Consider the following 12,914-nt stretch of genomic DNA (forward strand, 5'->3'; position numbering starts at 1 on the left):
GCCGCGGGGGTTTGTCTTTTTTTTGATCTAGGTGAGGAATCCTTTTGTTTTTGCTTAAAAAAATATTTGTCTAACAATTTAATAGTATCTTAAATGTGGAAATTCAAAGGCTCTTGAGACCCTGATTTAGTGGAGAGGGAGGGCATGGAATTTCAGCTGTGTATTGGTTTTTTTAGCCATATCGGCTGCTTGCCAATATAATTTAATTGTTATCCTTTGCTTTTATATAAAAGTAGATCCCATAGCGGTTTTGGCCGGAAGAACGAATGCCGGGAGATGTCATGGTAGAGATCACAGGTGGCAGGAAAAAGGAAGCAGAGACCAAAAAACTTAAAAACAGGGTCCTTAGCCTGAGCCGTGAACTGGATGCCCTGGAAAACTCCTATCAGAAGAGCAGTAGAGCCTTTGAAACCACAGTAAAGGTGCTGAGCGGCCTTTGTGATACGGATCTTGAAGGCCAGGTCCAGTCTGCCATTGAGGGCCTTAAAAAGGTGGTGGCAGCCAAGAAGGTGGACCCTAAAGATCTTGACCGGGCAGTCAGAGAATTGAAAAACAGCCTGGTGATCCAGGGTGAAGGGGAGCAAATCCCAAAGGAAACCCCTGAAACCAAGGCCGCCGGACGTCACGTTGCCTTGGCTCTTTTGGCCGGACTGCGTCTGGGGCATGATCAGTTTGACCAAAGCCTGGAAAAAGCCATTGCCCGCATAACTTCATGCATAAATCAAGGCAACATCAGGACTGCAATGACTTATGTCGCAGATATTATGCAAGAGTTTAAAGAGGTCAGTGAGGTGAGGCGGCTAAGGGCCGAAGAAGCCCTGGCCGAGATATATGAAGAGGTGCTGGCCACGGAAAAGGAACTGGCGAGCATGTTTTCCTCGGCGAGTCGCGAATGGGTTAAAACGGGAAGCGAGTTCGATCAAAAAGTTACGGCTTCTTTGGGCAAACTGGCCGAGGGCCTTAAATCAGATGAAAACTTGGAGGCCTTAAAAGCCAGTGTGCTGAATCATGTCCGCACCTTAAGAGAAACCATCAGGTCTCGTAAAAGCCAGGAGCAGGCCGCCCTGGAAAAAACCAGACAAGAGCTCAAACACTTAAGAAGTGATCTGGTCCAGGCCACCGAAAAGATGCAGAAAATGCAGGAGGAAAGTAAAAGGCTGGGTAAAGAGGCCCGGACAGACCCCATGACCGGAGTCCTGAACAAGAGGGCCTTTTCAAATTTATTGGATAAGCACCTGGATGATCTAAAAGCTCTACCGGTTTCCTTGATAGTATTTGATATCGATCATTTCAAACGGATTAACGATAGATTTGGCCACCAGGCAGGTGACAGGGCTTTAAAGGCCATAGCGGAACAGGCCTCTGCCTCTCTCAGGGGAGATGATGTCCTTTTTCGTTATGCCGGTGATGAGTTTGTGATCGTGTTGCCCAAAACTCAGACCAAAGATGCCGCCAAGGTGGCTGAAAGGGTGCGTCAGGCTGCGGAGAAGATTTCATTTTCCTATAGGGGGGAGAATCATATCTCCATAACCATCAGCCTGGGGTTGAGCCAGAGTGTGAGTGGAGACAAAAGCGAGTCTTTGTTTGAAAGGGCGGACCAGGCGCTTTTAGAGGCTAAAGACCAGGGCAGGAATCGGGTTAATGTTAAGTGACCAGTAGGTCATATGAGTGGTTTGCCCAATGTGTTTGATGGGAAGACCAGCAACTGTTTACAAATGTTTCCGGATGAGGCGAAGCCGCTGAAACGGTTCTGGCAATCGGCCTGACTGTTCAAGGTGTTATAAAGAGGGGAAAATTCTCTTCCGGTTTGAATTTATAAAAGATCAATAATAGTTAATTGTCTTAATTCAGGGGATTTTTTAAAAAAAGGTCCTCCAGGCTTTTCATTTCATGGGGTTGTGGGGGGCTTTTCTTTAAGTTTTCCTGGCGGCTGTTTTGCCAACAGGCAGCCAGTTTCTAATTTTTGGTTCTAAAAAAGAGAGGGTTTAAAAAACGAGTTCGATAGCACCCTAATTAAAAAATAACTTGTTATTTAGCATGAGTACAAAAATAAAAATTTAGATCCCAATTTATGACCATTTGGTCATTTTATAAAACGAGCTTCTAAGAAACCTCTACTATCCTTTAATAACCAATAGGGGGACTGTCTTGGCCACCATGGGCGCTATGCCGGTCTCGTCCAGAATTTTAGCCACAATATGAACATCCTTGTAAGCCTGGGGCATTTCTTCGGCCAGGGACTTGGGGTTTTGGCAACGCACCTGAACACCGCTTTGCAACAGTTCCTGGATCAGGTTTCTGTTCTTGGCCAATTTTTTTGCCTGGGTGCGGCTTAACCTGCGCCCGGCTCCATGAGCGGAACTGGCAAAGGTTTTTTCCTGGGCTTTTCTACTTCCAACCAACACAAAACTTGCCCGGCCCATATCTCCGGGTAACAGCACCGGCTGACCAACAGCCTGATATTGGGCAGGCAGCTCCGGATGCCCGGGACCCAAGGCGCGGGTGGCCCCTTTTCTGTGAACCAAAAGACGGGTGGGGCGGCCGGAGATATTGTGAGTCTCCAGCTTGGCGATATTGTGAGCCACATCATAAACCAAACTTAACCCCAAATCCCTTGGCCCGATCTTCAGTGACTGTTGAATAGTTTCTCTGGCCAACCAGGCCAAAACCTGACGATTGGCAAAGGCAAAGTTGGCGGCCGCGCCCAAGGCTGCCAGGTAGTCCTGACCGATTCGGGAATTGATGGGGGCTGAGATCAGTTGCCGGTCTTTTTGATGAATGGCCTCAGGGCTGGAACCGAACAGCCTGAGATAGTCATCACAGACCTGATGCCCCAATCCCCTGGAACCGGAATGCAGCCAAAGGACAATTTGGCCCTTCTTGAGCCCCATGGCACCGGCAGCTTCCTTTTGATAAATTTCATCCACTCTCGCCAACTCTAAAAAGTGGTTCCCGCCGCCTAAGGTGCCCAACTGGGTGATGCCTCTGGTTTTGGCCCGTTCGCTCACCTTCTCCGGGTCGGCCGGAGAAAGGCGGCCATTGGCCTCCGAATAGTCGATTTCGGAAATTTCACCCATTCCCTGGCTTATCGGCCAGGCTGAACCCTTTAAAAAAACCATGTTCAGGTCTTTTTGATTTAACTTAAGACCTTTACCGTGACCATACCCGGCTGGAATGTTTTGAAAAAGAGCATCCGCTAAAAGTTTTAACTGCTGAGATTTAATTTCTTGTATATCAAGATTTGTGCGATAGAGTCTTACTCCGCAATTGATGTCATAGCCTACTCCTCCGGGTGAAATAACCCCTGTCTCTGGATAGAAAGCTGCTACCCCACCAATGGGGAAACCATATCCTTGATGGGCATCGGGCATAGCTAAAGCAGGTTCGCAAATACCGGGCAGCCAGGCAACAGAGGATAGTTGTTTTAAGGTGCCATCTTGTTTTATTGAGTCTATTATTTGTTGGTCAGCAATCAGGACCGCCCTGATCTTGCCTTGGGCGTCCGTTTTTATTACCCATTCATGGGGTGAATTTTGTTTCATAAGTATCCTTAAATTGGTATAAACTGTGGGTAATTTTTTGTTTTATCCCTTCTAAAGATCAAGGATGAAGTAAGCTTTGAACCAAACTCCGGATTTTTTAATTACAGCCTCGTGAAGGGTTACAGCCTTTACCGGATGCTTAATCCTTAACAGCTCTGGTGACTGAAGGCTAAAAATTAGAGTAGCTCGCAATTTATTATTTTGAATTTCAAGGTTTTCTACTTCATTAAAAATAAGGTAATCAACTTCTAACAAGTACAAAATATCGTTTAAAAAGTAAATTAACAGGCTTATATTGTCCGGAGCTTTAAGTCTAAATTCTCTAGTGGTGATAAGGTTGTTTTCTGAGGGAGTGCAGCAATATTCCATCAAGGCTGTTGCGCTGTTTATAAATAACTCTTCGATACTTTTTCCTTTGGCCCAAAGGCAAATATCCGCTGTATGCGGCTTTACCCCCCAAGTTTGGTCCATGAAAACTCCTTTGTGGTTCCGAAAAATGGAACCAACCCAAGCCAGCGCCTATTTTTCAGGTCTTTATTCAAGATTTAACAAAAAGTAAGGCCCGGGGCTATGGATAGCGCCACGAATCGGTGTTTTTTTAAAAACCAACTGATCTGAGAAAAATATCAAAACGGAATTTCAGGCGGTCTACGGCCGGGAAAAATTTGAAAGGAATCGTTAAATATAAAGGACCCAGGGCTAAAGCCCTGGGTCCGTATAAATAGAATCTCAGAAAATATTAGTAATGTTCAGGCTTTAAGTCTCGAGTCATGAGTTCTTCCAGGGCCTTGGCCGGAGTGATTTTACTGTGTATGACCCGGTGTACGGCGTCCACAATCGGCATCTCCACACCCAGACTTTGAGCGAGGTCAAGCACTGTGTCTGTATTGTGTACGCCTTCAGCCACCATGCGCATGGAAGATGTTATTTGGGAAATACTTTCACCCTTGCCCAGGCGCACGCCCACAGTACGGTTTCTGGAAAGTTCGCCGGTGCAGGTAAGGACCAGATCACCCAAACCGGCCAGACCGGAGAGGGTTTCAAGGCGTCCGCCCATGGCGAGTGAGAGCCTGGTCATTTCAGCCAATCCCCTTGTTATAAGGGCTGCCAGGGTGTTATGCCCGGCGTTCAGCCCTGTGCACATGCCTGCCGCAATGGCAAGGGGATTTTTTACGGCTCCGCCCAACTCTATGCCTACAAGGTCCGTCGAGGTATAGACCCTGAGCCAGGGCGAGGCAAACGCATCCTGCACCCTTTGGGCCATAGCCTGATCCACTGCGGCCACTGTGACGGCTGTAGGGACGCTTTTGGCCACTTCCCGGGCAAAGCTGGGGCCGGATAAACAGCAAAGTTGTTCGTGGTGCTCCCCGGGCAAAAGGTCCTTGGCCAGGTTGCACATGGTAAAGCCGGTGCCTTTTTCAATACCCTTGGCGCAGGAGACCAAAGGCGCCTCTTTGGGCAGGTGAGGCATGGCCTCTTTAAGCACCGTGCGGTACACATGGCTCGGCATTACCATTAAAACCATATCCGCATCAATAAGCCCCTGGCCCAAGTCATTTTTGGCCTTTAAGTTTTGCGGCAGCTCTATTTCCGGCAAAAAGGCTGTATTTTCGTGGTCTTGGTTAATAGACTCCGCCACTTCAGCTTCATAAGCCCAGATGGTGACATGGTGCCCCACTTTGGCCAGATGCGCGGCCAGGGCAGTTCCCCAGGAACCGGCTCCCAACACGCAGACCTTTAGTAAACCGTTTTTAGGACTGTTGGGGCTCATCATCTTGCTGGTCTTTACCATTCTCCTCGGGCTCAGTCAGCCGGGGTTGAAGCTCATCGTCTTGCTGGTCTTTACCATTCTCCTCGGACTCGGCCAGCCGGGCCACCGCCACCAGCTTTTCACCTGAGCTCAGGTTGATAAGTTTCACACCCTGGGTGTTCCTGCCGATAACGCTTATGCCGCCTACTTTGGTGCGGATAATGTTCCCCTGTTCAGAGACCATCATGATTTCGTCTTCGTCTTCCACCACAAGCGCGCCAACCACAAGACCGTTTCTTTCGGTGGTCTTGATGGTTATGACCCCTTTACCGCCCCGGTTGCGCAAGGGGTATTCTTCCAGCATGGTGCGTTTGCCGTACCCGTTTTGGGTGACGGTGAGAATAGTCGGAGTGCCTGCTATGGCCTCCATGGCAACCACGGCGTCGTCACCTGAAAGGTCAATACCCTTTACGCCTGCGGCGGTGCGCCCCATTGAGCGGACTTTTTCTTCAGAGAAGCGGATAGCCTGGCCGTTTTGTGTGGCCAGGAAGATTTCCATTTCCTTGTCGGTGAGGCGCACGGCTACCAGATAGTCGTCCTCGGCCAGGTTAATGGCAATGATGCCGCCGCTTCTGGGCCTGGAGAAGGCATCCAGGTTGGTCTTCTTGACTGTGCCTTTTTGGGTGGCCATGAAGACTTCTTTGTCGTCGCTGAATTCTTTGACCACCAGCACGGTTGAAACCGTGTCTCCGGGCAACAGATTAAGAAGGTTCACAATGGCCTTGCCCTTGGTGGCCCTTCCGCCCTGGGGCAGTTCGTGGACCTTTAACCAATAGAGGCGGCCCATTGCTGTGAATACAAGGAGATAGCTGTGGGTGGAGGCCACAAACAGGCTGGATACAAAGTCTTCCTCTTTGGTATCCATGCCTCGTTTTCCCCTGCCGCCGCGCAGTTGGGAGCGATAAAGGCTGATGGGGCTTCTCTTGATGTACCCGCTGTGGGTCATCGTAACCACCATCTCCTCTTCGGCTATCATGTCTTCCATCTCAATTTCAGTGCTTGCGGCGATGATCTCGGTGCGCCTTTCGTCGCCATAGGCATCGGAAACGGCCATGGTCTCCTGGCGGATAATGCTTTTCACCTTTTCGTCGCTGGCCAAAATGCTCTTGAGTTCGGCAATGAGCTTGATCAGATCCCGGTATTCGGCATCGATCTTATCGCGCTCCAGGCCGGTCAAGCGTTGCAGGCGCATCTCCAAAATGGCGTCTGCCTGGGCCTTGGAAAGGCTCAGCTCGGCTATCAAGGCATCCTTGGCAATGGCCGGGGTCTCAGACCCTCTGATCAAGGCGATGACCCGATCGATATGGTCCAGGGCGATCTTAAGGCCTTCCAGAATATGGGCCCTGGCCTCGGCCTTGCGCAGGTCAAAGGTTGTGCGCCTTAAGATGACTTCCTTGCGGTGCTCTATGAAAAGGCTCAGGATTCTCTTGAGGTTTAAAAGCTCGGGCCTGTTGTTTACAATGGCCAGAAGGTTGACTCCGAAAGAACCTTGCATCTGGGTGTATTTGTAAAGCTGGTTCAAGACCACCTGCGGCTGTGCGTCCCGTTTGAGATCAAAGACAACTCTTAAGCCGTCACGGTCGGACTCATCTCGAATATCGCTTATGCCCTCGATTTTACGATCTTTTAGCAGATCGGCAGTGCGCTCGAGCATCTTGGCCTTGTTGACCATGTAAGGCAGCTCTGTGACCACAATGGAGGTCTTTTTGCCCCGGGCCGCTGTTTCAATGTTGGCCCTGGCCCGTATCTGAATTATGCCGCGGCCGGTGCGGTAGGCCTTTTTGATCCCTTCGGTGCCGTGAATAAAGCCCCCGGTGGGGAAGTCCGGACCCGGGACAAGCGGGAGCAGCTCGTCGATACTGATATTGGGGTTATCCACAACAGCCACCACGGCCCTGGCCACCTCGCCCAGGTTGTGGGGAGGAATGTTGGTGGCCATACCCACGGCTATACCACTGGAACCGTTAATCAAAAGGTTCGGTATTTTGGTGGGCAGCACTGAAGGCATCTGCAGGGAGCCGTCGTAGTTGTCTACGAACTCGACGGTTTCTTTTTCAATGTCCTGCAAGAATTCCTGGGTGATCTTGGCCATGCGGGCTTCGGTGTAACGCATGGCCGCGGCGGAATCACCGTCAACGGATCCAAAGTTACCCTGCCCGTCCACCAATGGGTAGCGCATGGCGAAATCCTGGGCCATACGCACCATGGTGTCATAAACCGCCGAATCGCCATGGGGGTGATATTTACCGATAACATCACCAACCACACGGGCGGATTTTTTATAAGGCTTGTTATAATCATTCCTGAGTTCGCGCATGGCGAACAGTATGCGCCTGTGAACCGGTTTCAAGCCGTCTCTGACATCTGGTAAGGCACGGCTTACGATTACGCTCATAGCGTAATCCAGGAATGAACGTTTTATCTCTTCCTCTAGGAGGACGTCTTGTTTCCTCTGGTCAGTTGGCAGCAAGGTGTTTTCTACTCGTGTTTTAGGGTTAGCAACTTAATATGAGTGAGCCATATGCGGCTATGGCGAAAAGACATTCAATGTCTGCTGTCTCTGAAAGAGAGTTTCACCGCCGAGAGGTCTCGGATGACTCAGTGATTAAGTGCGAGTTGACGTCTAGACTAACTGGCGAAGTATACAACCTACCCAGAACAAAAGCAATCCGGTGCTGTTGGGGCAAACAGCCTGAAATAACTTGCTCATGAGGCGTATTGGGTGGGAAGATTGAAGATAATCGATCAGGGAAGGGGTTTTTTGAATTATGAAAAAGATCTTAATCGGCTTAATTGGAATTTTTCTTTTGGCGGTTCCGGCTTGGGCTTTAGAGGAGGCAGACTTACTTAACAAGGGAATCCAACAAGTTAAAAATGGAGATTATGAAAAGGCCTTCCAAACGGTGGACCAGGCGGCCCTGTCGATCTGGTTAAAGGCTCCTTTTAGTCTGCGCAATGTTTTTTACACCAAGGGAAAAGCTACCGGTTTCGGGGTGTATAACAAAAGGCCGGACAATATCTATCCCACCGAGGGAGAGCCTATATATATCTATCTGGAGCCCCGTTTTTATAAGATGGTGAGAAATAAAAAAGGGGTTTTTTCCTTTGGTTTTGATGTGGACCTATATCTCTCCGACAAAGACGGCGGTGTCCTTTTCGGCAGAGAGGGCTTTTTAAAGACAACCATGCGCAGCTTGGTGCCTAACCGTGAGTTCATGCTGACGATCACCTTGAATTTAAGCGGAGCCGAGCCGGGGGATTACGTTGTTCGCCTGGTGGTTACCGATAAGGTGAGCAAGCAAAAGGCTGAGACCAGGTTGCCACTTGTGATCAAGGCCGCAGCCAAAACAAATTAGGCGAAATTCTTGCCTGCCTTTTTAAGGGCTGAGATCAGTCGATCCAGCACCAAAACGGCGATATTTACCGCGGGGATTTCGCTTTGAATCTGCATTTGGGCGGCCTGGGTCAATTCCCCGGCCAGGGCCGCCTTTTTCCTGCCAAGAGGGGTGGGGAGTATTCTTCTTGCCCGGTGGTCTTTTTCATCCACGCTTCTCTTGATCATTCCCTTATCCAACAATCTGTTTATCGGTTTGCTAAGGGCCTGGGGGCTGATGCCGAGATGCTGTGCCGCCCGGGTTACGGTTACCCCCTTTTCCGGATTTTCGCAGACAAACCAAAGCAGGTTTAATAAACCGGGCTGCAACCCTGCCAGGCGGGCCTTTTGGCGTTTAAGGGCATCCAACTCCCTGTAAAGTTCCTCAATGCGTAAAATTACCTTTTCAGGCGGTATGTTGGAGGGGATATGTCCGGATTGGTTCGCTGGAGCTGTAGTCATGATTTTCTCCAACTTGATGGTTTATAGACTTGATAAATTGAGTTTAGTAAAAAAACCATTTAAAAACCAGGGAAATATGAAATTAGCTTTATTAAATCGCTGTTCGGATATCAAGGCTTATGGAAAAAGGATTTTAGGTAAGAAAAATATTAAACTTAGTTGAATATATTCTCCTGAAAACGAGGTGAGGGCGGCTAAGGGCCTTGAAAAACAAAGAAAAATGAAAGCGACGCTTATAAAAAGTCAATAAAAACAGTTGAGTACAAAAAAATTTTTCATAACCTGTAATTTGCATATTTGTTGTAGCTTGTAACAGCTTTAGTGTAGGGCTACAGTAAATAGATTAATCACCGGTTTTACCCTTGGGCTTTTTAGGGGCCTCTTGGGATGGGAGAGACAAGGAAAATCAAACCTTTTTGGAAAAGGCCTAAAAGATTAAGGATTTTTTATTGTTTTCGGATAAAGCAGTCACCTTCTTGTTAAGAATCAGCAAGGAACGTTAAATGACATTGCGCATGGCAGACAGCATCCTGCAGTTGATCGGCCGGACGCCCCTGGTCAGGATCAACCGTCTTAATGAAAACCAGAAGGTTCAGATATACGCCAAATTGGAATTCATGAACCCCGGTGGCTCCATTAAGGACAGGCCTGCGTGTTGTATGCTTGAAGCGGCTGAGCAAAAAGGTGAACTCACAAAAAACAAGATAGTCTTGGAGCCCACCAGCGGCAATACGGGCATTGGCCTGGCCATGGCCTGCGCGGTAAAGGGCTATCGCATGCTTTTTGTGATGAGCGAGTCCGCCTCCCTTGAAAGACAGAAGATATTAAAGGCCTATGGAGCCGAGATCCTGCTTACTCCGGCGCATATGGCCACAGACGGTGCTATCGAGGAGGCCTATCGACTGGCCAGGGAGGAACCGGAAACCTATTTTCTGGTGGATCAATACAACAATCCCAACAACTGGCAGGCCCATTATAAAGACGGCACCGCCGATGAAATCTGGCAGGCCACTGAAGGCAGGGTCACCCATGTGGTGGCCGCCATGGGCACTACAGGCACGGTCATGGGCCTTAAGAGGCGTTTTTCCGAGCTGGCTCCCCAGGTTCGGGTGGTGGCGGTTGAGCCTTTTCAGGGGCACAAAATCCAGGGCCTGAAAAACATGAAGGAGTCCTATCCGCCGGGTATTTACAACCCGCGGGAAATGGACCGGGTTGTGCACGTGGATGACGATGCAGCCTATGAAACAGCCCGCCGCCTGGCCAGGGAAGAGGGCATATTTGTAGGTATGAGTGCAGGCGCCGCCCTGAGGGCGTCGCTTTCGCTGGCCCAGGGCCTGGACAAAGGCCTGATCATTGCGATTTTACCGGACGGGGGAGAGCGTTACTTAAGCACACCGCTTTTTGTTTCTGAAAAGGTGCCGGTTCCCCTTAAATTCCACAACACCCTTACCAGCAAAATTGAAGACCTGGTGCCTGTGCGCCCGGGCCATGTGGGTATATATGCCTGCGGACCCAGCCTTGACGGCCCTGCGGACCTGGGTCTGGCCAGGCGAATGGTCCTGGCTGATCTCACTCGCCGGTACCTGGAGTTCAGAGGTTTTGGGGTGAAGCTTGTCATTAACCTGGCTGATATCGACGATCGCACGGTTAATCAATGCCTTAAAGAGGGCGGGGATTTGGATTCCTTCACTTCCCACTGGGAAGAGGTTTTCTTTGCCGACATGAACGCCTTGGGGATCAAGCCCGCCCACGACTACCCCAAGGCCAGTGAACATGTAGGTGAGATGATAGAGACCACCAGAGAGCTTCTGGACCGGGGCCTGGCCTATGAAAAGCTGCGTTCGGTTTATTTCAACATCAGCCGCTTTCCTGCCTATGGCAAGCTTTCCAATGTTGATTTGAACGCCTCTCAAAAGGGTAAAACAGTCGACTTTGACTACTATGAAAAAGAAAACCCCCGCGATTTCACTTTGTTCAAGCGGGCCAGCCTGGCTGAACTCAAGGCTGGGATCTACTGGAAAACACCTTGGGGCAACCAGAGGCCGGGTTGGCACGTGGAATGCGCGGCCATGGCCACCAGTCATCTGGGGCCCACCTTTGATATTCACATGGCCAGCCGGGATCTTATTTTCCCCCATGGTGATAATGAAATCGCCATAACCGAGTCTTTGAACGGCAAGCCCATGGCCAACATCTGGCTTCATTCAGAGGTGGTGATGGCCGATGGCCGCAAGGTATCCCGTCCCACCGGGGCTGACCTTACCTTCAGGGATCTTTTGGCAGACAGCTTTTCCGCCGCGGCGGTGCGTTACTGGCTGATGAGCCAGCATTACTCCAAGGTGCTCAATGTAAGTGAAAAGGGGTTGGCCCTGGCGAGCAAGACGGTGGAAAGGCTGAATCGTTTTGTAAATGCTTTAGCCACCTGGCCCGCCGGTGACACGGTTTTGGATTTGGACCAGATAATTTATGAGGCCAAAAGCCGCTGCCAACAGGCCATGGATAACGATCTGAATTTCCCCGGGGCCATGGGGCATCTGTTTGCATTCATGAAAAAGATAAACCACCTTTTAAGCCAGGGAAAACTGGATGCCAGGCAGCTTAGAAAAGTATTGAGCTTCATGAGAGGCATCAACCATATCCTGGGAGTGATGGATTTTAAAACGCCCGATACGGATCAAGAGGTGGAGAGGCTGGTTCAAAAAAGAGAGGAGTTGCGCACGCAAGGCGCGTACGCCCAGGCAGACGCCATCAGGGAGCAATTGGCTGCCCAGGGGATCGAAATTTCAGACAGCCAGGCAGGGCCGATCTGGAAAAGAAATTGAGTTCTTGCTAGGTTCATGATCAGCCGCCAACAGGCTTGAGTCCTGTTGGCGGCTGTTTATTTACTTCAACACCTCAGGGTGTTTGAGTTTCTGATAATAGGAGTTTGTCTGATAAATCGGAGCCAGCGGGTTATGCCCGGTCACCCGGTCCTTGGCTGCCAGCACTGTCACCGGAGCTTCGGCGTATTTGAAAAATAAAGAATCATGCCCCACGCAAAGCCCCAGAAGCACGTTGAATTCAGTCTTCGAGTCATTGAGGGCCTTGGCTTGGAAAATGGGGTTGCAAAGTGATTCTTCGGTATTATAGCGGATAGTTTCGTCTACCTTAAGGTCGAGAACCTCTTTGGGAGTGCGGCCAGCCTTACAGCATACACTGGCTACTTCAAATCCGTGAATTTTAAAGATTTCCTCTACGGCCATGGCCTCCTTGGCCAGGCCCACGCAAAAGGCCATCCCCAGGCGTTTGTATCCCATGCGGTGGGCAAATTCACATATTTCCTGGATACGGGTCTTGGCTGGCTGAAGCACGTAGTCGGATTGGCCGCGGTTGGCATAGGCAGAGGCCTCCTGGGCGCTGGCCTGGTGGGCGAATTCCTTTATGCCGGGGTCTTCATATTCTTTATTAGCTTCGGCCAGGACCTTTTTCTTGGTAAGGGTGGGACAGCCTTTGGCTGGAGTTCCGTTTTCAGAAACACAGATCTTGTTTGGATTTTCGTAAGCAAAAGCAGCACATGAGGGCAGATGCTCTTTTTTGTCCGAGCTCATATTTGTTTCCTTTCGCAATTATACACCGTGGATATCAGGGGAATATTACCAATACCCAAAAGCCATGGGAAGGAGCTATTATAACTATTCCCAAGGCGGATATCGGTAAAGGCATTTCAATCAGGAAAAAAGGCGGCTTA

General features: G+C 49.8%; 10 protein-coding genes. 4 read left to right on the forward strand and 6 right to left on the reverse strand.

Annotation, left to right across the window (positions count from 1 at the left end):
* The first annotated feature begins 281 nt into the window (after positions 1–281).
* Complete coding sequence (locus X474_RS07230; protein ID WP_197282014.1) at positions 282–1,652, forward strand: GGDEF domain-containing protein; 1,371 nt, start codon at positions 282–284, stop codon at positions 1,650–1,652.
* Positions 1,653–2,117: 465 nt separating this feature from the next.
* Here the strand turns inward: X474_RS07230 and X474_RS07235 are convergent, their stop codons facing one another.
* From X474_RS07235 to gyrA, 4 genes are all read right to left on the reverse strand, one after another.
* Positions 2,118–3,542, reverse strand: a complete 1,425-nt coding sequence (locus X474_RS07235) for an RtcB family protein (RefSeq protein WP_044347798.1) — start codon at positions 3,540–3,542, stop codon at positions 2,118–2,120.
* A 51-nt stretch (positions 3,543–3,593) separates the two neighbouring features.
* On the reverse strand, positions 3,594–4,013 hold the full coding sequence (locus X474_RS07240; RefSeq protein ID WP_044347799.1) for an archease: 420 nt from the start codon (positions 4,011–4,013) through the stop codon (positions 3,594–3,596).
* Between the two features lie 268 nt (positions 4,014–4,281).
* Positions 4,282–5,334, reverse strand: a complete 1,053-nt coding sequence (locus X474_RS07245; protein ID WP_231688300.1) for an NAD(P)H-dependent glycerol-3-phosphate dehydrogenase — start codon at positions 5,332–5,334, stop codon at positions 4,282–4,284.
* Positions 5,294–7,822, reverse strand: a complete 2,529-nt coding sequence (gyrA, locus tag X474_RS07250; protein ID WP_082464212.1) for a DNA gyrase subunit A — start codon at positions 7,820–7,822, stop codon at positions 5,294–5,296. Before gyrA ends, X474_RS07245 begins: the two co-directional genes overlap by 41 nt.
* A gap of 298 nt (positions 7,823–8,120) precedes the next feature.
* On the opposite strand from gyrA, the gene X474_RS07255 reads away from it, so the two are divergent.
* Positions 8,121–8,708 carry a hypothetical protein gene (locus tag X474_RS07255; RefSeq protein ID WP_044347800.1) on the forward strand — a complete coding sequence of 196 codons (588 nt, stop codon included), beginning with the start codon at positions 8,121–8,123 and terminating at the stop codon, positions 8,706–8,708.
* On the opposite strand, the gene X474_RS07260 is transcribed toward X474_RS07255, so the two are convergent.
* Complete coding sequence (locus X474_RS07260; protein ID WP_044347801.1) at positions 8,705–9,187, reverse strand: MarR family winged helix-turn-helix transcriptional regulator; 483 nt, start codon at positions 9,185–9,187, stop codon at positions 8,705–8,707. The two genes, X474_RS07255 and X474_RS07260, sit on opposite strands and share 4 nt — an antisense overlap.
* Here X474_RS07260 and X474_RS26045 point away from each other — a divergent pair.
* Entirely contained in the window at positions 9,186–9,350 is a 165-nt protein-coding gene (locus X474_RS26045; protein WP_156360662.1) for a hypothetical protein, read from the forward strand. The two genes, X474_RS07260 and X474_RS26045, sit on opposite strands and share 2 nt — an antisense overlap.
* A 340-nt stretch (positions 9,351–9,690) precedes the next feature.
* Positions 9,691–12,009, forward strand: coding sequence for a cysteine--tRNA ligase (cysS, locus tag X474_RS07265; RefSeq protein ID WP_044347802.1), 2,319 nt, complete (start codon positions 9,691–9,693; stop codon positions 12,007–12,009).
* Between the two features lie 60 nt (positions 12,010–12,069).
* On the opposite strand, the gene X474_RS07270 is transcribed toward cysS, so the two are convergent.
* Entirely contained in the window at positions 12,070–12,774 is a 705-nt protein-coding gene (locus X474_RS07270) for a DUF1847 domain-containing protein (RefSeq protein ID WP_044347803.1), read from the reverse strand.
* Positions 12,775–12,914: the final 140 nt, after the last annotated feature.

It is taken from the genome of Dethiosulfatarculus sandiegensis, assembly GCF_000931935.2.
GTDB classification, from domain to species: domain Bacteria; phylum Desulfobacterota; class Desulfarculia; order Desulfarculales; family Desulfarculaceae; genus Dethiosulfatarculus; species Dethiosulfatarculus sandiegensis.

Bases quoted from the DNA above. Each gene is read 5' to 3' on its own strand.
- X474_RS07230 (WP_197282014.1), top strand. From the start codon at position 282: ATGGTAGAGATCACAGGTGGCAGGAAAAAGGAAGCAGAGACCAAAAAA.
- X474_RS07260 (WP_044347801.1), bottom strand. From the start codon at position 9,187: ATGACTACAGCTCCAGCGAACCAATCCGGACATATCCCCTCCAACATA.
- X474_RS07240 (WP_044347799.1), bottom strand. From the start codon at position 4,013: ATGGACCAAACTTGGGGGGTAAAGCCGCATACAGCGGATATTTGCCTT.
- X474_RS07235 (WP_044347798.1), bottom strand. From the start codon at position 3,542: ATGAAACAAAATTCACCCCATGAATGGGTAATAAAAACGGACGCCCAA.
- X474_RS07270 (WP_044347803.1), bottom strand. From the start codon at position 12,774: ATGAGCTCGGACAAAAAAGAGCATCTGCCCTCATGTGCTGCTTTTGCT.
- X474_RS07245 (WP_231688300.1), bottom strand. From the start codon at position 5,334: ATGGTAAAGACCAGCAAGATGATGAGCCCCAACAGTCCTAAAAACGGT.
- X474_RS26045 (WP_156360662.1), top strand. From the start codon at position 9,186: ATGATTTTCTCCAACTTGATGGTTTATAGACTTGATAAATTGAGTTTA.
- X474_RS07255 (WP_044347800.1), top strand. From the start codon at position 8,121: ATGAAAAAGATCTTAATCGGCTTAATTGGAATTTTTCTTTTGGCGGTT.
- cysS (WP_044347802.1), top strand. From the start codon at position 9,691: ATGACATTGCGCATGGCAGACAGCATCCTGCAGTTGATCGGCCGGACG.